Origin of the sequence: Trebonia kvetii (assembly GCF_007827045.1) — a bacterium.
In the GTDB taxonomy this organism is placed as follows: Bacteria; Actinomycetota; Actinomycetes; order Streptosporangiales; family Streptosporangiaceae; genus Trebonia; species Trebonia kvetii.
The window spans coordinates 664,003-681,888 of sequence record NZ_RPFW01000005.1; the positions used below are offsets into that span (position 1 = coordinate 664,003).

General features: G+C 70.6%; 19 protein-coding genes and 1 pseudogene. 12 read left to right on the forward strand and 8 right to left on the reverse strand.

Annotated features, from left to right (window positions below):
- The first annotated feature begins 140 nt into the window (after positions 1–140).
- The 4 genes from EAS64_RS28265 to EAS64_RS28280 all read left to right on the forward strand — a co-directional run bounded on the left by EAS64_RS28265 (position 141) and on the right by EAS64_RS28280 (position 2,899).
- Complete coding sequence (locus EAS64_RS28265; RefSeq protein WP_145857886.1) at positions 141–1,070, forward strand: alpha/beta fold hydrolase; 930 nt, start codon at positions 141–143, stop codon at positions 1,068–1,070.
- 34 nt (positions 1,071–1,104) lie between these two features.
- A complete protein-coding gene (locus EAS64_RS28270; RefSeq protein WP_187366233.1) occupies positions 1,105–1,740 on the forward strand; it encodes an HAD family hydrolase in 636 nt (211 codons plus the stop codon).
- A gap of 254 nt (positions 1,741–1,994) precedes the next feature.
- Positions 1,995–2,186: a hypothetical protein gene (locus tag EAS64_RS28275; RefSeq protein WP_145857888.1), complete on the forward strand. Its 192-nt coding sequence runs from the start codon at positions 1,995–1,997 to the stop codon at positions 2,184–2,186.
- Between the two features lie 155 nt (positions 2,187–2,341).
- Positions 2,342–2,899, forward strand: a complete 558-nt coding sequence (locus tag EAS64_RS28280; protein WP_145857890.1) for a WD40/YVTN/BNR-like repeat-containing protein — start codon at positions 2,342–2,344, stop codon at positions 2,897–2,899.
- A gap of 39 nt (positions 2,900–2,938) precedes the next feature.
- On the opposite strand, the gene EAS64_RS28285 is transcribed toward EAS64_RS28280, so the two are convergent.
- Genes EAS64_RS28285 through EAS64_RS28300 form a run of 4 tightly spaced genes read right to left on the reverse strand, consistent with a single transcriptional unit; the run spans position 2,939 to position 6,526 of the window.
- Positions 2,939–3,604, reverse strand: coding sequence for a response regulator (locus EAS64_RS28285; protein ID WP_145857892.1), 666 nt, complete (start codon positions 3,602–3,604; stop codon positions 2,939–2,941).
- Complete coding sequence (locus tag EAS64_RS28290; protein WP_145857894.1) at positions 3,601–4,773, reverse strand: sensor histidine kinase; 1,173 nt, start codon at positions 4,771–4,773, stop codon at positions 3,601–3,603. The genes EAS64_RS28285 and EAS64_RS28290 overlap by 4 nt, the downstream gene beginning before the upstream one ends.
- Positions 4,774–4,775: 2 nt before the next feature.
- The gene (locus EAS64_RS28295) at positions 4,776–5,600 is read right to left on the reverse strand and encodes an ABC transporter permease (protein WP_145857897.1); all 825 of its coding nucleotides are present in this window, start codon (positions 5,598–5,600) and stop codon (positions 4,776–4,778) included.
- A complete protein-coding gene (locus EAS64_RS28300) occupies positions 5,597–6,526 on the reverse strand; it encodes an ABC transporter ATP-binding protein (RefSeq protein WP_145857899.1) in 930 nt (309 codons plus the stop codon). Before EAS64_RS28300 ends, EAS64_RS28295 begins: the two co-directional genes overlap by 4 nt.
- 236 nt (positions 6,527–6,762) lie before the next feature.
- Here EAS64_RS28300 and EAS64_RS28305 point away from each other — a divergent pair, with 236 nt between their 5' ends.
- From EAS64_RS28305 to EAS64_RS28330, 6 genes are all read left to right on the forward strand, one after another.
- Positions 6,763–7,329: a winged helix-turn-helix domain-containing protein gene (locus EAS64_RS28305; RefSeq protein WP_145857901.1), complete on the forward strand. Its 567-nt coding sequence runs from the start codon at positions 6,763–6,765 to the stop codon at positions 7,327–7,329.
- A complete protein-coding gene (locus EAS64_RS28310; RefSeq protein ID WP_222849670.1) occupies positions 7,313–8,206 on the forward strand; it encodes an SRPBCC family protein in 894 nt (297 codons plus the stop codon). Before EAS64_RS28305 ends, EAS64_RS28310 begins: the two co-directional genes overlap by 17 nt.
- A gap of 46 nt (positions 8,207–8,252) precedes the next feature.
- The gene (locus EAS64_RS28315; RefSeq protein ID WP_145857903.1) at positions 8,253–8,771 is read left to right on the forward strand and encodes a 3'-5' exonuclease family protein; all 519 of its coding nucleotides are present in this window, start codon (positions 8,253–8,255) and stop codon (positions 8,769–8,771) included.
- Between the two features lie 24 nt (positions 8,772–8,795).
- Positions 8,796–9,530 carry a maleylpyruvate isomerase family mycothiol-dependent enzyme gene (locus tag EAS64_RS28320; RefSeq protein ID WP_222849671.1) on the forward strand — a complete coding sequence of 245 codons (735 nt, stop codon included), beginning with the start codon at positions 8,796–8,798 and terminating at the stop codon, positions 9,528–9,530.
- 108 nt (positions 9,531–9,638) lie between these two features.
- A complete protein-coding gene (locus EAS64_RS28325) occupies positions 9,639–11,297 on the forward strand; it encodes an HNH endonuclease signature motif containing protein (protein ID WP_145857904.1) in 1,659 nt (552 codons plus the stop codon).
- A 210-nt stretch (positions 11,298–11,507) separates the two neighbouring features.
- Positions 11,508–12,755, forward strand: coding sequence for an MFS transporter (locus EAS64_RS28330; protein WP_145857906.1), 1,248 nt, complete (start codon positions 11,508–11,510; stop codon positions 12,753–12,755).
- Positions 12,756–12,794: 39 nt separating this feature from the next.
- On the opposite strand, the gene EAS64_RS28335 is transcribed toward EAS64_RS28330, so the two are convergent.
- From EAS64_RS28335 to EAS64_RS47640, 3 genes and pseudogenes are all read right to left on the reverse strand, one after another.
- On the reverse strand, positions 12,795–13,343 hold the full coding sequence (locus EAS64_RS28335; RefSeq protein ID WP_222849672.1) for an NUDIX domain-containing protein: 549 nt from the start codon (positions 13,341–13,343) through the stop codon (positions 12,795–12,797).
- Between the two features lie 29 nt (positions 13,344–13,372).
- Complete coding sequence (locus tag EAS64_RS46895; RefSeq protein WP_222849673.1) at positions 13,373–13,612, reverse strand: VOC family protein; 240 nt, start codon at positions 13,610–13,612, stop codon at positions 13,373–13,375.
- A gap of 26 nt (positions 13,613–13,638) precedes the next feature.
- Positions 13,639–13,923: pseudogene (locus EAS64_RS47640) on the reverse strand (VOC family protein); the annotation flags it as partial.
- 82 nt (positions 13,924–14,005) lie between these two features.
- Between EAS64_RS47640 and EAS64_RS28345 the strand changes: the two are divergent.
- On the forward strand, positions 14,006–14,368 hold the full coding sequence (locus tag EAS64_RS28345; protein WP_187366234.1) for an MmcQ/YjbR family DNA-binding protein: 363 nt from the start codon (positions 14,006–14,008) through the stop codon (positions 14,366–14,368).
- Between the two features lie 6 nt (positions 14,369–14,374).
- Here EAS64_RS28345 and EAS64_RS28350 read toward each other — a convergent pair whose 3' ends face one another.
- The gene (locus EAS64_RS28350) at positions 14,375–14,605 is read right to left on the reverse strand and encodes a hypothetical protein (RefSeq protein ID WP_145857910.1); all 231 of its coding nucleotides are present in this window, start codon (positions 14,603–14,605) and stop codon (positions 14,375–14,377) included.
- Positions 14,606–14,841: 236 nt separating this feature from the next.
- Here EAS64_RS28350 and EAS64_RS46900 point away from each other — a divergent pair, with 236 nt between their 5' ends.
- Positions 14,842–17,784, forward strand: a complete 2,943-nt coding sequence (locus tag EAS64_RS46900) for a helix-turn-helix transcriptional regulator (protein WP_145857912.1) — start codon at positions 14,842–14,844, stop codon at positions 17,782–17,784.
- Positions 17,785–17,886 lie beyond the last annotated feature (102 nt).

Below are 17,886 nucleotides of genomic sequence, written 5' to 3' on the forward strand. Positions count from 1 at the left end.
CGGGCTGCCTGCGGACCTGAGGTCGACGCACAAGACAACCGTGACCACAGTTAGCAAGCCTATTGGGCGCCAGTTCATTCCCACGTGCCGGATATGCCCACACGGCGGGCGAGTCGCGGCCATCTGATTGACTCTTGCACATGATCGTGCAGAGTGAGGCGGATTCCGCCGTACCGCCCGCCTGGTTTACCGAGGCCCTCGCCGCTCCCGTGACCGAGGGCGCGGCGATGCAGGACGACGTCCGCATCGCCTACCGGATGTGGGGCAGCCCGGCCGGGCGCGGCATCGTGCTCTTGCACGGCGGCGGTGCTCATTCGCGGTGGTGGGATCACATCGCGCCGCTGCTCGCCACCGACCGCCGAGTCATCGCGATGGACCTGTCGGGGCACGGGGACAGCGGCCGCCGCGAGACCTACAGCTTCGACACGTGGGCGGGTGAGGTGCTCGCCGTCGCCGCGGACGCCGGGCTTAGCGAGCCGCCGGTCGTGATCGGGCACAGCATGGGCGGCGTCGTCACCCTGCGGGCGGCGGCGCTGTTCGGTTCACAGATCGAGGGCGCGGTGATCATCGACGCCCCGCTGCGCGACTGGGCTCCGGAGGAGCAGGCGGCGCGGCACGAGCGTGTCTTTCGGCAGTTGCGCGTCTATCCGACGCGCGAGGCGATACTCGCGCGCTTCCGTCCCGTCCCTGACCAGCCGGTGATCGGCTACATCGCCGACCACGTCGCCGCCATGTCGATACGGCAGCGCGATGACGGGTGGACGTGGAAGTGGGACCCAGTCATCTTCAACAGCAGGGAGGACCCCACGGAGCCGCTGACCCGGCTGGACTGCCGTGCGGCCCTGTTCCGTGCCGAGCACGGCATCCTGTCGGCGGAGATGAGCGACCTCGTCTATGACCGGCTAGGCCGGGTGGCCCCGGTCATCGAGATCCCCGTCGCCGGGCATCACATCATGCTCGACCAGCCCATCGCGCTGGTCGCGGCGCTCCGCACGCTGCTGTCCGACTGGGATCACTCGCTGCCCGTCGAGGCCCGCGACCCGCGCCATGACCGGGCAAGCGCCCCTTGACCTTGCCCCCGGGGCAAGCCTCAGCATGGCTGCCATGACGATCCAGGCGGTTGTGTTCGACATCGGCGGCGTGTTGGAGATCACGCCGCGCCTCGGCGTGGGCGAGAAGTGGGAATCCCGGCTCGGCCTCGCCGCTGGCGAGCTCGATGAGCGCATGGCCGATGCCTGGCTGGGCGGCAGTATCGGGACTATCACCGAACGGGATGTTGCCGATGCCCTTACCGACCGCCTCGGCTTCAGTGAGCGGCAGCTCGGGGAGTTCCTTGCCGATCTGTGGCGCGAGTACCTCGGGACCGCCAACACGGAACTGATCGACTACGCGCGCCGGCTGCGCCCGCGCTACCGCACCGGGATACTGAGCAACAGCTTCGTCGGCGCCAGGGAACGAGAGCAGGCCGCCTACGGATTCGAGGATCTGGTCGACGTGATCGTCTACTCGCACGAGTGCGGGCTGACCAAGCCAGACCCCGCGATCTACGCCCTCGCCTGCGAGCGGCTGCGGGTCGAGCCGGCGCAGATGGTGTTCCTCGATGACCACCAGCCGTGGGCCGCCGGAGCACGCCAGGTGGGCATCAACGCGGTGCTGTACCGGGACAACGCCCAGGCCATCATGGAAATCGAGGCGCTGCTCAGCGCAACCGAACGCCCGTCACTCCGTCTCAGAAGGTGAGCGTGCCCGGGGCACGTCGGCGCGCCGGACGGAAAGCGAACCTGAGATGCCACGCAAGCGATGCGGATTCGTTGTCGCCACATCGATCATCGCCGCGCTTTTGACCGCGACCTCCGCGTGCGCGGCACGCGATGCCTCCCCCGGTGGCGCAAAGAGGGCCACGGTGCGGACCAGTGCGCCGGCGGTAGCAGCCAGGTCGGCGAAACAGATCGGTGGTCCGGTCGGCCAGCTTCGTGTCGCCGTCCAGAGGCTGGGTGCTTGCTGAGCTCCCGTGCAACCAGGTGAACTGGTGCCGGACCACGGTGCTGATGCGCGAGACCGTCAACGGAGGGCAGACCTGGTACGCGGTGCCCGCTCCGTCGGCGCCGCCCGCGGACATGTTTCAGTCAAGCCCGCCCCGGGACGGCGTCGGCTGGATCCTGTTAACCAGCGCGGGCGACGGCTAGGCGTTCGGCCCCGACCTGTGGCGCACGACGGATGGCGGCGCCACCTGGCGGCAGCTGGGCGTACCCGGGCCGGTAGCGGACTTCGCGGTGGCCGGGGGCCCTGGCGGCCACTTCCCGGTACCGCGACGACGAGAGCCAGCGGCTCCCTGCCGTCGGTGCAGCTCGCGGTTTCCGGTTCAGCCGGCTACCTGCTCGCGATCAGCCGGGGCCCGGGCAAGCCCGTGCTGCTCGCCGGACCGGTGACGGGTGCGGCGCCCTGGCGCCCGCTGCCGCTGCCGCGGCCCTGCGTCGGCGCCTTCTCCGGGGTGCTCGCCGCGGCGGGCGGCTGGCTGTTCCTGGGATGCGGCAGTGAGCCAGGCGCGGGCAGCCAGTTCAAGGTGGCCTACGTCTCGCGAGATGGCGGGCGCAGCTGGCGCCAGGTTGCCAGCCCGCCGCTCGGCGGCTACCTGGGCCGCGCGATCATGAGCCCGGCCGGGACGGTCTTCCTGTCCGGCGGCAGGATGGACGTGTACATCTCAAGTAACCGTGGCGGCAGCTGGCGCGAGAGCCCGAGCCTGGCCGCCGCGGCTGGCGCGGCCAACGCGGGCTCGTCCCTGCTGGCCACCGCCGTAGTTGGCACCTTCGGTGTGATCATTCAGCAAGGCGTCTACACCAAGCAGGTGAGGCTCACCAGTGACGCCGGCAGCCACTGGACACCTGCCACGGTGCACTAACCCCAGGATGGCGACGGACTCCCACGGATCAGGATTCCGTCAACTGCCCGGCGTGATGATGCCCGACTCGTAGGCGAGGACGACCGCCTGGACGCGGTCGCGCAGCTCTAGCTTGGCAAGTATCCGCCCGACGTGCACCTTGACGGTGCCCTCGGACAGGTGCAGCTCCGCGGCGATCTCCCGGTTCGATTTCCCGGTTGCGATCAGCGTGAAGACGGCCCTTTCCCGCTCGGTGAGCCTGGCAACCAGCTCCTGCCGGTCGTTGCGCTGGGCCGGGTCGGGCAGCATGGGGACGAACTGGTCGATGAGCCGCCGGGTCGCGGTCGGCGCGAGGACTGCCTCGCCCTCGGCGACGGTGCGTATCGCCGTCAGCAGTTCCTCCGGCGGCGCGTCCTTGAGCAGGAAGCCGCTCGCGCCGGCCTTGAGCCCGGCGAAGACGTACTCGTCCAGGTCATAGGTGGTCAGGATGAGGACCCGGGTCTCCGGGAACGCGGTCCGGACGGCGTCGGTCGCCTGGATCCCGTCCATGCCAGGCATCCGGACATCCATCAGCACGACATCCGGGCGCAGGGCCCTCGTCATGCTGATGGCGGCGGCTCCGTCGCTTGCCTCGCCGACCACCTCGATGTCGGCCTGGGCCTCGAGGATCATCCGGAAGCCCATGCGGAGCAGCGCCTGGTCGTCGGCGAGCAGGACCCGGATCATGCGGCGTCCAGATCCAGCCGCGCGGAAACCTGCCAGCCATGCGGTTCGAGCGGCCCGGCCTCGACGTTGCCGCCGAAGGCGCGGACGCGTTCGCGCATGCCGAGCAGGCCACTGCCCGAGTCTCGCCACGGTGTGCCCTCATGACCGGTGCCGTCATCGCGGATGTCCACGCGCAATTGTCCCGGCTGGAAGTGCAGCCGCACCGTCGCGTGGGCGCCCGGCCCGGCGTGCTTGAGCGTGTTGGTCAGCGCCTCCTGGACCAGGCGGTACACGGTGAGCTGTAGGCCCTCGGACAGGCCAGGCACCCGGCCGCTGATCTCCAGCGTCGTGTCCAGGCCCGCGGACCTGACCTGGCCGACGAGCTCGTCGAGCTGGGCGAGGCCGGGTACCGGCCGCAGGTCGCCGGCGGCGGGCGCAGCGGGATCCTGGCGTAGCACGCCCAGCAGGCGGCGCGTGTCTGCCAGCGCGCCCCGGCCGACCGTGGACACGTCGCGCATGATCTCCGCCGACCGCTGCGGCGCTCCTGGCACGGAGGCGGCGGCCGCTTCGCTCAGGGTCACCATCACCGTCAGGTTGTGCGCCACGATGTCGTGCATCTCCCGTGCGATCCTGGCGCGCTCGGCCGCGGCGGCCAGCGCGACCTGCTGGTCTCGTTCCCGTTCCAGGCGGTCTGCCCGGTCGGTCAGCTCGGCGAGGTAGGCCCGCCTGGTGGCGGAGTAGAGGCCGAGGCCAAGTGCTGCGACGAACAGCCCGCAGACGAAAATGCCGTCGTACCAGAAGGCGCCGCCCGCCTGCCAGAAGGCGATGGAGACGATGAGCGCGAACAGGGCCGCGGTGCACGCCAGGGCTTCGCGCCGCGGACGCAGCGATGCGACGGTATACAGCGCGATCAGCAAGGCCAGCCCGTTGACCGCGCGGAAGCTGTCCCACAGCGCGGTGGCCAGGCTCAGGGCGAGCACGCAGGCGAAGACCGGGACCGGCCAGCGGCGGCGTGCCGCGAGCGGGATCGCCGCCAATACGGCGACGGCGACGACCGCGTTGCTTGGGCGTGTCTCACCGTGCTGCGCCGCGGGGACCGCCGAGGCCATGGCCGCCAGCACCGCCAGCACGTCCGATACCCGGCCCGCCGCCGTGCGGTGGGCCGGGTACCTGGAGGTCGTGCCGGTCATTTTCACGCGTCGCTGTGCCGTAGCCGCCACGCGGCGGCGGTGACGAGGACAGCTGCGTACCCGCATAGCACCGCGAAGCCCGCCCAGGGCGATAGCACGTTGCCCGCATCCTGCACGCCGCCCCAGAGCGCGGAGCCGGCGTTGGACGGCAGGTACTGCACCAGGTGGTCGCGTATCGATGAGGGCAGCAGGCCGGCCAGCGGCGGAAGGACGAAGAACACGCCCGCGAAGGTGGCGATGCCCGCGGCGGTGCTGCGCAGCAGCGCGCCGAGCGCCACCCCGATCAGCCCGGCTACCGTGATGTACAGCGCGGCCCCCACGACCGACCGCAGTGCGCCAGGCGCGCTGAGGGACACGCCGAGGTGATGACTGCTGAGCAGTGCCTGCCCGATCCAGAACGCGGCGAAGCTGGCGGCCATCGAGACCGTGAGCACCACTCCCGCGAACACGCCAAGCTTGGCCCACAACACGGGCAGGCGGCGCGGCACGACGGTAAGCGAAGACCTGATCATGCCTGTGCCGTACTCGCCGCTTGTCATGAGGACGCCGAGCACCCCGAACGCGATGACCGCGAAGGCGGTGCCGGTCAGGCTCGTGGAAACCGGGTCGAAGGAGGCCTGCTGCGCCGCGCTGAACGTGTGGTACTGGCTGGCGTTCACCGCGGAGAACAGCGCGCCGATGCCGATCATCAGGACAAGCGCGGTCAGCAGCGTCCAGACGGTGGACCGCAGGGAGCGGAACTTCGTCCACTCGGAACGGAGCACCCGGGCCTGGGTGACCTGGAGGCTTGCTTCCCTGGTGGCGGGTACTTCGGTCAGGACGCTCATAGGACCGCTCCCGTCATGACCGGCTCACTGGAGCGGTAGTCTACCGATCCCTCGGTGAGCTGCATGAATGCCTCCTCTAGTGACGCCTCGTTGGCGCTCAGCTCAAACACGGGCAGATGTGCCTGCCACGCCGCGGTGCCGATCTGCTCCGCGGTGAGGCCCTCGACGACAAGCAGGCCAGGGGTCTCGGTGGTCACCGTGATCCCAGGGCCGAGCAGGACGTCGCGCAGCTCGGACGGCTGTGGCGTGCGCACGCTGACGCTGCGCTCGCCGGCCAGCGCGGTGAACTCCTCGACGGTGGTGTCGGCGATCAGCCTGCCCCGGCCGACGACGACAAGCCGGGTGGCGGTCAGCGCCATTTCGCTCATCAGGTGCGAGGAGACGAAAACGGTGTGCCCGTCGTTGGCGAGTGCCTTGAGCAGGTTCCTGACCCACAGCACCCCCTCCGGGTCGAGGCCGTTGACCGGCTCGTCGAGTACGACGACGCGCGGGCTGCCGAGCAGCGCCGCGGCGATGCCGAGCCGCTGGCCCATGCCGAGCGAGAAGCCGCCGACCCGCTTGCCCGCCACATCGGTCAGGCCGACCAGGCGGATCACCTCATCGACGCGGTGCCTGCCGATCCCGTTCGTCTGCGCGAGGGCAAGCAGGTGATTGCGCGCCGAGCGCCCGGTGTGCACCGCCCTTGCCTCAAGCATGATGCCCAGCTCGGCCATGGGGGCGGTCGCCGCGCGGTAGTCACGGCCGTTCACCAGCACCCGGCCGGCGGTCGGCTGGTCGAGCCCCGCGATCATCCGCATCGTTGTCGACTTGCCTGCCCCGTTCGGGCCGAGGAACCCGGTCACCGTCCCCGGCTGGACCGTGAAGGTCAGGCCGTCAACCGCCACCTTCTCCCCGTACCGCTTGGTGAGGTTCTGTACCTCGATCATGTCGCTTTCCTCCCGACGTGGCGGTATCTCGTCCGCCACTGTCCACGCTAGGAGCCGGGACGTCCGCGGGGAGTCGGCCGTCGGGCCACTGTCCGGCGGCTCACCTATGCACAAAGTGATAGGCGGCTGCCGCGGCCGGCGTACGCCCCTAGGAGGAGAGGGACGCGGCGATCGTCCGTAGGTACTCGATCACACGATTGACAAAAATCGGTTTTACGTAAAGAGTAGTTTTCGCAATGAGAGATGTCGTCTACCTCGACCAGATCGAGCAGGCTGAGGCCCTGCTCAAGCCGCAGCGGATCGAAGTGCTGCGGCAGCTCGCCGAGCCCAGGTCGTGCACCGAGGTCGCGGTCGAGCTCGACCAGACACCGCAGCGGGTCTACTACCACGTGAAGCGCCTGGCTGAGGCCAGCCTGGTGCGCCAGGTGGCCGAGCGCCGGGTGCGCGGGATCAACGAAGGGATCTACCAGGCGGCCGGCCGGTCCTACTGGCTGTCACCGCGCCTGGTCGGCCGGATCGGGCTGCGCCAGACGCGCGACCGGGTAAGCCTCGGCTACCTGCTTGACCTGATGGAGGACGTGCAGGCGGACATCGCCGCGCTCGACCTCACCCGGCCCGACCTGCCTTCGATCGGCATGTCCGGGGACATCCGGGTCCGCCCGGAGCAGCGCACGGCGTTCCTCGACGAGTTGCAGCGGACGCTGCAGGACCTGTTCACCCGCTACGGCGGTTCCGAGGGCGACGCGTTCCGTCTGGCCGTTGCCTGCTATCCGAAGGGAGATCCCGATGATCGAGCAGCCTGACCTGCGCCTGCGCGCGTTCGTTCCGGCCCCGCCCAAGACCGTGTACGAGGCGTTGACCGACCCGGCCGCGCTGCGCGTCTGGCTGGCCGAACACGCCGACGTGGAGTTGCCAGGCAAGTACGAGTTCTGGGGCCGCTATACGCCGGACGGCGCCGAGCCGCACCAGCGCGTCCTGTACGTGGACGAGCGCACCATCCGGTTCGCCTGGACTGTCGACGGGGTCGAGACCACGTCCGAGTTCCGGCTCGACGAGGAGGAGGACGGCACGCTGGTCACGCTGAGCCAGACCGACCTGCCGAGCTTCGAAGCGATACTGGCCGACACGGCCGGCGCCCGTGGGGCGTTGCAGACGTTCTGGACGTTGGCGATCGCGAACCTGGCGGACTACCTGGCCGGTCGTGCGCTGACCCCGAAGTGCGACTTCACGTCGGCCGACCTGCGCGCGGAAGTGGTGATCGACGCGGCACCGGAGGCGGTGTTCGAGTCGATGACCCAGACGGAGCAGTTCTGCCGGTGGTCCGGCGCGAACGTGGAAATCGAGCCCTATGTGGGCGGCCGCTTCGCGATGGGCGGCTTCGATGTGGACCCGGGAGGGGTCAAGTTCGTCGAGTTCGAGCCGGGTCGCAAGGCGACGCTGCGGTTCGCCGACGGCCTCACCGCGAGCTGGGAGCTTGAGGGGTCGGACGGCAAGACCCGGCTCACCTCGGTGCAGAGCGGCTTCGACCCCGCCAACCCGCCGTACCCGGGTTGGGCCGGCTGGCTGGCCGGGCTCGCCGAGTTGCGGCGCTACCACGAGTTGCCCGGCTGGACCTCGATCTGGCGCCAGATCGAGGTCACTGGCGTACCCGAGGAGATGTTCAGCGCCGATCTCGGGTAGCAGCCGGCTTGGAGCAGTCAGCCCGCACCCGAGATAATGGGGCAGGATGAGCAAGAAGACACCATGGATATTCGTCGACTGCGAGGCTCGCGGTACCAGCCCGGTGTACGGAGTGCTGACTGAGTTCGGGGCCGTTCACTACGACACGCGTGACACGTTCCACGGGCGCCTGTTCGAGGCGACGCCGGACCCGGCCAACCCGGCGGTCAGCATCGTCGGCGAGCGCGTGGCCACCGATGCGGAAGTCGCCGGGAGCTTCGCGGCCTGGCTGTACGCGCACCTCGGCAGCACACCCCCGGTCTTCGTGAGCGACAACCCCGCCTATGACTGGCAGTGGATTGCCGGCATGTTCGACCGGGCCGGACTGGATAACCCGTTTGGGCACTCCGCCCGCCGCATCGGCGACTTCTGGGCCGGGCTCAACCGGAACTGGAGCGACACACAGAGCTGGAAGCGGTTGCGAAGGACAGCCCACGACCACAATCCCGTCAACGACGCGATGGGCAACGTAGAGGCATTCGAGGAAATCCTGCGCATGGTTTCTGACAGCATGGCAGGGCCGTGAGGCTCACGTCGCTGGGAGGCCCGGGTGACAGATGCGGTCATTGACGACTATGCCGAGGAGACGGCGCGGCTAGAGGGCATCCTCGGCCCGCTGACCGAGGAGCAGTGGCTGACGGAGTCCGGTGCGAGCGGCTGGTCGGTCGCCGACGTGGTGCTGCACCTGGCCCAGTCCGAGGAGGGCGTCGTGGCCACCGCGGGCGGTTCGAGCCCCAGGGCAGCCACCGCCGCGGCGGGCACGGTCGATGACTGGGCAGCCCAGATGGTGGCCGCGGAACGGACCGCGGCGGCGCAAGTTTTCTCCAGGTGGCGGCGGGCACGAGACGCCGCGGTGCACGCGCTGCGCGCCGCCGACCCGCAGGTGACGCTGGAGTGGGTGACCGGGCCGGTCAAGCCAGCCACCCTGGCCACGACGCGCCTAGCCGAGCACTGGGCGCACGGCCTGGACATCACCGGACCGCTCGGCATTGACTTTCCCGATACCAGCCGGCTGCGGCACATCGCGTGGCTCGCGCACCGGACGCTGCCGTACGCCTTCTCGCTCGCCGGCCAGGAGCCTGCCGCGGTGCGCTGCTCGCTGACGGCACCGGATGGGGTGACCGCGTGGACCTTCGGGCGCGAGGACGCTGAATCGGAGATCAGCGGGTCGGCGGGAGCGTTCTGCCGGGTGGCCGCCCAGCGCCTGGACCCGGCGGCGTCAGGCCTCAGGGCCACCGGCGCGCATGGTGCCACCGCCCTGCGCGTCCTGCGCACCTACGCGTAACGGCGGCGCTGGCAATTCGAAGCGGGTCACTGGAATGTCAGCCTCGCTCGATACGATGTTCGCATGTAAAGCTTCGCGGCTGCGATCATCCGGGAGGAGGTTCGGCTCATGGGCGATCCTGACAGTCACGGGCCGGTCCGTCCCGGTCCGCCGCCGAACGCTGTCGATGACGGGGACGTGGAGTGGGCAGAGTATGTGGCGTGGCTGGAGCGGGAGGCCGCCGCGGGCCGCGATCCCGCCTCAGAGGCCTCGGCCCGCTGCGCTGCGGAACCGTGGGACGCCGAGCCCGAGGAGCGGGACCTCTGCGGCCCGCTGTTCGCCGAGGACGGCGCCGCGGACGCCCTGCCACCTGGCCCATTGCTCGCCGCGCTGACCGAGCAGGCCGTCGCCGACGTGACTTCCCTGTCCGACAACGAGCTCGTCGGCGTGCTGCGGGCCACTCAGCGCCAGCTGGCGCGAGAGCAGTACAAGCAGGTCCTGGCCGCCGCCGAGTTCGGCCGCCGTCGGCAGGCCGAGTTCGATGACGCGCTGCGGCGCGGTGTCCCTGCCGGGTGCGCGCCTGGCGGCTTCCCTGGCGAGGAGCTGTCCGTCGAGCTGACGGTCAGCCGCGCGGAGGCCGCGCACCTGATCGACGACGCCATCGACCTCATCTCCCGGTTGCCGCGTACCCTGACCGGCATGGCCGCCGGGTTGGTCGACGCCGCGCGGGCCGGCTGGATCGCCATGTACACCCGGAGCCTTGATCCCGCCGACACAGCACGAGCGGATGAGATCCTGGCGGAGGCGGCACCGGAGCTGCGGGCCGAGCAACTAGCCCGCAAGGCCGCCGCGCTGGAAATGAAACTCAACCCCGCCGCCGTCAAGGCCCGCAGGGAGCAGGCGCGGCGGGACAACCAGCGGGTGGACGTCCGCCGGGAGGCCTCAGGCAACGCGAGCCTGGCCGGACGGGAGCTGGATGTCGCCGACGTGCTCGCGTCGAAGGCCTACCTGGACGCGGTCGCGTCCCGGTTGCGTGCTTCGGGGCTGGACGGCAGCCTGGACCAGCTGCGGGCCCTGGCGCTGACCGACCTCACTCAGGGACGCGACCCGCTGAACAGGATCCAGCCAGCGGCTGACCAATCCGCGCCCGCCGACCCGCCGCCCGTCCCGGCTCTCATCAACCTCCTGGTCCCCGCCGGGACGCTGCTGGGCTTGTCCACTGCGCCGGCACAGGCCGGCTCCTGGGGGCTGCTTGACGTCGAAGACGCCCGCGCGGTCGCCGCCGCAGCGGCGATGCATCCGCAGACCCGCTGGTGCGTCACACTGACCGGGCCGGACGGCACCGCGCTCGCGCACGGCTGCGCTCGCGGCCCGCGGCCCCGACTGCTCGACAACCTGCAGACCCGCCCGCCGCCAGCACAGCTGGCCGAGCTTCTGGGCCGCCTCAACCTCACCCTCATCCCCGTCACCCGGGGCAACTGCGACCACGCGGCCGCCGAAGACCACTACAGCCCAAGCCGCGCGCTGCGGCATCTGGTCCGCGCCCGCAGCGCGACCTGCGACGCCCCCGGTTGCCAGAACCCGGCCGCCAGCACCGACCTAGACCACACCGTGCCGTGGCCCGGCGGGCCCACCGACCAGTGCAACCTCGCCCCGCGCTGCAGGACGCACCATCGCGCGAAGCAGGCACCCGACTGGACCGCCAGGCAATCCGCACCTGGCGTCACCCGCTGGACGCTGCCGTCCGGCCGCACGCACGTCACCACCCCCACCAAATATGAGACCTAGACCGCGGCGGGGCGCGATACGCTTGTCATGTCTCAACGAGAGACCAGCCGAGAAGGCTCGAAAGACTTCTGCTCGGTGATGGAACCGGCGTGCGGCGCGTGTCCCCGCTCCACGCCACCAGTGGATGGTTCCAGGCGATGACCACGGGTCGGTAAATCCGGACGCCGACGACCTGGTGGTCCGCCCCGCCCGCAGCGAATGGGACACATCATGTCGTCGGCGTCCTATCGCACGTTGCTGCGTACTCCCGGTGCCGCGCTCTTCTTCCTGACAGGGGCCGTCGGCCGCATCGGGATCGCGATGACCAGCTTGGGCATCGTCTGGCTAGTACACGCGAAGACCGGCTCCTACGCCACGGCCGGGCTGGTGACCGGGGGCTTCGCCCTCGCCGAGGCGATGGCGGGACCGCAACTGGCCCGGCTCATGGACCGCTTCGGCCAGAGCCGGGTACTGGTGCCCGCCCTGCTGGCACACGGCGGAGCGGTGACCGAGCTGCTTACCGTGGTCACCGCGGGCGCCCCCGGCTGGCTGATGGCGGCGAGCGGGGTGCTGGCCGGTGCCACCATCCCGCAGCTTGGTGCGCTGTCCGCGGCCCGCTGGGCGGCGCTGCTACGCGACGGGCGAGCCGCGGCGCTGCCTACCGCGTTTGCGCTGGAATCGCTGGCCAACGAGCTGGCCTACCTGGCCGGCCCGGCCCTGGTCAGCATCCTCGGCAACAGCGGGTACCCGGCGGCAGGCACGGTGCTAGCCGCCACCTTGGTGGTGGCCGGCGGACTGTGCTTTGCCGGGCAGCGCCGTACCGCACCGGCGTCGGCATCGACGTCGTCGTCGCCGTCGCCGTCGGCGTCGGCGTCGGCGTCGGCATCGGCATCGGCATCCGATGATGACGCGCCGCTGAGGGGCGCGAGCCACTCACTGCTGCGGCCCCGCTTCGCGATCCTGGCCGGCATGAACCTGGCCGTCGGCTGCTTCTTCGGTGCGATGCAGATCTCGGTGACAGCCTTCGCGGTCGAGCATGGCGCGGCGAGCGCGGCCGCCGCGCTGTTCACGGTGTCCAGCTGTGCCAGCCTGCTGGCCGGATGGCTGTACGGGCTGCGCCACTGGCGCACGCCCGCGAGGATCCAGCTAGCGATGGTGGCGTCGGCACTGGCCGCCAGTTGCCTGCCGTTGCTCGCGGCCGGCTCGCCGGTTGAGCTGGGATTCGAGCTCGCGCTGACCGGGCTGGCGATCCCGCCGCTGCTTGTGCTCTGCACGGTGCTCGCCGAATCGGCGGTCCACCGTTCCGTGCTCACCCAGGCGTTTGTCTGGCTGAACTCGGCAAGCGCGGCGGGTGCGGCCGCCGCGGCGGCGGTGGCCGGCTGGGCAGTGGACAGCTTCGGCGCGCACAGCGGCTTCGCGATCGCGGCGACGGCCGCGGGCGTGATGGCACTGCTTGCCGTGGCCGGGCTGAGAGCCTGACCGCGCCAGCGGCGCGCACCCTCGAATACCCGCCCTCGACTAACGCGGGGGTGGCGCGCTGCCGATCATCAGCACCGCTGCCGACGTGCTCGCCGCGCGGATCTCGCCGCTGGAGATCATCGCGGACAGGTCGCCAAGCGGAAACCACTCCATGCGCACGGTCTCGAAGCCAGGCTCGCCCCGTTGCCTGGCACGGGAACTCCGGTAGACATGATGGACCGAGTCGGTGAGTCCAGCCGAGACCTCAAGCCGCAGCAGAAGCTCCGGGCGCTCCGGTTCCCAGCCCGTTTCCTTGAGAGTCTCGCGCGCCGCGGCGGCCGCGAAGTCCTCCGCCGGATCAGCCAGGCCCGAGGGCAGTTCCCAGCCCCACGTGCCAGGGATGAAGCGGTACCGCAAGATGAGCAGGACCCGGTCCTGGTCGTCCTGCATCGCGGTGAGCACGACCGGAGGCAGGCGGAACAGGTAGTGGTCAATGCGGCGTCCGTCAGGAAGCTCGACGTCGGCCAGGCCCACCCGGAACCACGGCGTCCGCACGACCGGCTCCTCGCCCAGCATCATCCATTCCCGCTGAGGATCATGGCTGACCATGGCCGCGTCCTTAGCCTCACCCGACGGCGTCAGTTGATGTCGAACTCGTTGCCCTCTGGATCCTTCATCCCCATCGCGTAGTGATCGAGCTCCTCGGCATCCTCGCCATCCTCGGCGCCAAGCACCCCGGTGATCGTGGCCCCGAGGTCCGCCAGCCGCCTGGCCTCGGCGTCCACCCGCTCCTTGCGCGTGGCGAACGGGACTTTGCTGCCCACCACGGAGCTGCCGCCGCTGGCGCGCACGTCGAAGTGGAAGCGGTTCTTGCCCAATTGGCCGCCGGCTCCACCCGGAACCAGATGCGGGGACCCTCACCGCGGGGATCGACGATGCTGTCCGTCCCGAGTCCAAGGTATTCGTGGGGGAGCCCGATGTCCCTTCGCCAGTCGTCCCAGGTCGCGAAGCCCTCGGGAGGCGACTCGAGCACGTATCCCAGGGCAGCCGCCCAGAAACGGGCAAGCGGCTCAGGGTCCTTGCAGTCGATGACAAGCTGGAATCGAGGAGGCATCGCAACTCCAATCGGTTCGGCAGTCGCCCAGACATTCGGAAGATACGAACGAGTCTCGCTCCCGATCGTACACATCGTCGCCTCGCATCTGCACGGAATGCCGCCGCGAAACGCTAGCCTGTTGCCATGCGGATGGCGCGACCGGACCGGTTCCACGGTGGCTGACGCCGATGATGTGCGCCGCCTGGCGCTTGCCCTGCCGCACGTGGAGGAGATCGACAGCGACGGCTTCGACTTCCGGGTCGGCGGCAAGGGCTTCGTCTGGTCCTACCCCGAGCGGCTGCCGGGTCAGCCGCGGCGCATCAGGACCGACATCGCGGTGCTCTACGTCGGCGACGAGGCCGAGAAGCAGGCCCTGCTGCTCGGCGAGCCGGACAAGTTCTTCACCACGCCCGGCTACGACGGCTTCCCGCTGGTGATGCTGCGATTGGCGGAAGTCGGCGAAGGCCGGCTGGCCGAGCTGGTGACAGACGCGTGGCGGATGCGCGCACCGCATGACCTTGCGAGCGACCTCACGTAGCCGGCGCTACACCGCCAGATGCCCGCGCTTCCGCAGCCGCTTGTGCGCCGGCGGCTCGTGCAGCAGCACCCCGGACGTCCGCAGCAGGAATTCGGCATACGTGTCGGGCGCGGCTCCGGAGTTCTCGTGGTAGCGGTCCATTGCGGTCCGCAGCACCAGCATCCGCCGCTGCCCCTCGTGCATCTCCCGAAAGACGTTCGCCACCTTGCCCGCGATCCGCCGCACTGTCATCTCCATCGTGCGCTCCCTCCGTGTTCTGCCTCCAGGCTCGCAGTAAGACCCGCCGTCCATCATCGGGAAAATTCCTTAAACCTCCCTCCAGAACGGCTTGGGGTACCTCTCACCGGCTCACTCATCTGCTCACCCCGGCGCACCCGGTACCACCATCCTCTCCCCGGCGACCCGCCCCCGCACGGCCGGACCAGGCCTAAATCGGTTAGCCGGAATGTCGCACCGCGACAGATAATGGAGGCATGGGCACGCTGGTAGGCAGAGACGCGGAGCTGGCCAGGCTGCGCGGCCTCCTGCACGACGCCGCGGAGGGCCGCGCGGTCACGGGACTCGTCGGCGGCGATGCGGGCATCGGCAAGTCACGCCTGGTCGCCGAGGCGATGCAGATCGCCGAACGTGACGGCTTCACCGTGCTGTGCGGCCAGTGCGCCGAGATCGGCGACAGCGTCCCCTACCTGCCGTTCGCGGACGCGCTCCGCGCCGCGCCGCCGCGCATCGAGAAGGCCGTCAAGGCGCGCCCCGTGCTGTCCCGCCTGCTGCCCGACGGCGACGGGCAGGCCGAGGAGGCGGACTGGGCGGGCCTGGCGCGCCAGCAGATGTTCGGCGCCGTGCTCAGCCTGCTGTCTGAGCTCGCCGTCGAGAGCCCGGTCCTGCTTGTCATCGAGGACCTGCACTGGGCCGACGCCACCACGCGGCACCTGGTCACGTTCCTCGCCCGCATGCTGCACCGCGAGCGCGTCGCGATCATCGGCACGTACCGCACCGACGACCTGCATCGCCGTCACCCGCTGCGCGCCGTCATCGCGGAGCTGCTGCGGCTGCCCATGGTCGCGCTTGTCGAACTCGGGCCGCTGCCAGCCGCCGCGCTCGCCGAGATCCTGTCCGACGTGCCGAACGTCTCGGCACCCCTGTCGGCCGCCACCGTCAACTCTTTGGTGGAGCGAGCGGAGGGGAACGCCTACTACGCGGAGGAACTGCTGACCGCGTCGTGGTGCGCTGAGGACACCACGGGCCGCACGCTGCCCACCGGCCTAGCCGAGCTGCTGCTGTCGCGCGTGGAGCGCGTGTCCGACGCGGCGCAGCGGGTGCTGCGAGCGGCCGCCGTCGCCGGCGGCAGTGCCGGCGATGACCTCGTGCGTGCGGCCTCCGGCCTGGCGGACGACGCGTACGAGGAGGCGGTACGCGAGGCGGCAGGCCAGCAGTTGCTTGCTCCCGACGGGCCCGCCGGGTTCCGCTTCAGGCATGCGCTGCTGCGCGAGGCCATCTACGGCGACCTGATGCCGGGGGAGCGGACCCGGCTGCACGCCAAGCTCGCCAGCCTGCTCGCTGGCGTTCCCGGGGCCGCCGCGGAGCTCGCGCACCACTACATGGCGAGCCACGATATTCCCGGCGCGTTCGCCGCCTCGGTCCGTGCGGGCACCGAGGCCTCGCGCCTCGGCGCCCCCGCGGAGGCGCACCGCCACTACGACATGGCCCTGGAACTGTGGGCGCGGGTTGATGACGCGGAGCGGATCGCCGGCTCGTCGCGCGGCAAGCTCGGCCTGAAGTCCGCGCTCGCCGCCGCGGCGAGCGGTGACGTGCCCCGCGCCGTTCACCTTCTCCGGCGCATCCGCGGTTGGGTGCCCGATGAGCCAGAAGCCGCGGAAGACGTCGAGCTGCGCTGCCGGGTGGGCGAACGGCTCGCGTACCACCTGCTGCAGGGCGAGAGCTCGCAGTGGTACATCGAGGCACTCGAGGTGGCCAAGGCGACCGTGCGCGAGACGCCGAACGAGCCGACCTGGTACCGGGCTCGTGCCATGGCGACGTACGCGATCGCGCTGATGGCGGCGCATCGCTACGACGACGCCAGGGACTGGGCCAACCGTGCCAGGGAGGCGGCCCTCGCCGCCGGGTCGACCTCCATGGAGGCGGACGCGCTGGCTACCACCGGGCAGCTCGCCCTGCGGACCGGTAGTTCAGGCGAGGCGATCGGCATGTTCACGGCCGCGATTGAGCAGGCGGGCGCGGCCGGTTCAATCGGCGTCCGGTTGCGGGCCGCCTACCACCTGGCTGCGGAGCACTTGTCGCGCGGCGACCTCGCGGAGGCCGCCGAGGTCGCCCACCGCGGTGCGGAATGGGCGGAGGCGGAGGGGCTCGGCCTCGCGCCGTTCGGCCTTGACCTGCAGCACCTGCATTTCCAGGCACACTTCGCCGACGGATGCTGGGACCACGCGCAGGAGCTAGCGGACGGGTTTCCCATCCGGGTCACCAGGCAGGCGGAGGCGCTGCTGTCCGCCATGGCGCTGTTCGTCGACGTGGCCCGCGGCAACCCGGCGGTCGGCGAACGGCGGACCTGGCTCGAGCCGTTCTGGAACGACATCTTCGTCGCGTACATCGCGCGCGGCATCCTCGCCGAGCACGCCCTGTGGCAGGGGGATTACGAGGGCGCCCTGGCGGAGGCGGGGGCCGCGATCGACGCGGACGCGTGGCCCGCGCACAGTCCGTCGGTGATCCGGGTGACGGCGATCGCCCTCGGGGCGCGCGCCGACCGTGCGGAGCGACTGCGGGCGGCCGGTGATCCAGCGGGCGCGGACGCGGAAGCCGCCGCCGGCGAGGCACTGCTCGCCGTGGCCAGGGAGGGCGCCAGCTTCCCCGCCAGACCCGGGGCGGTGCTCGGCCCGGAGGGTCGCGGCTGGCTTGCCCGCTGCGAGGCCGAATACGCTCGCCTCACGCGGTCGAACTCCCCGGGTGCCTGGGAAAAGGTTCTCGCCGAGTTCGGGCCAGGTTTCGTCTACGAGACGGCGCGCACCCAGTGGCGGCTCGCCGAGGCCCTGGTCGAAGCCGGGCGCCGCGATGAGGCCATCGGCGTCTGGCGTGCGGCGCACGACACCGCGTCCCGGCTCGGCGCGGCGCCCCTCGGCGCGGCACTCGCCGACCTGGCACGCCGCGCCCGGCTGGACCCGGCGCACGAGAACCGCGGCGGCCACGGCAACGGCGCAGGCGGCACCAGTCCGCTCGCCGCCCTGACAGACCGCGAACGCGAGGTGCTGAGCCTGATCGCCAAAGGCAAGTCCAACCGCGAGATCGGCACGGAACTGTTCATCACGCCTAAGACGGCGAGCGTCCACGTCTCCAACATCCTCGCCAAGCTAGGCGCGGCAAGCCGCACAGAAGCCGCCGCCATCGCCTACCGCGAAGGCTCCTAGTCAGAGCGAGCAGCCCTCCCGTCAGACGTGAATCTCTCCTGAGCCGCTAAGCACTGCCTGACCGAGCTCGCTCCTCCCGGCGTTTCCCCCTCCCGGCCGCCT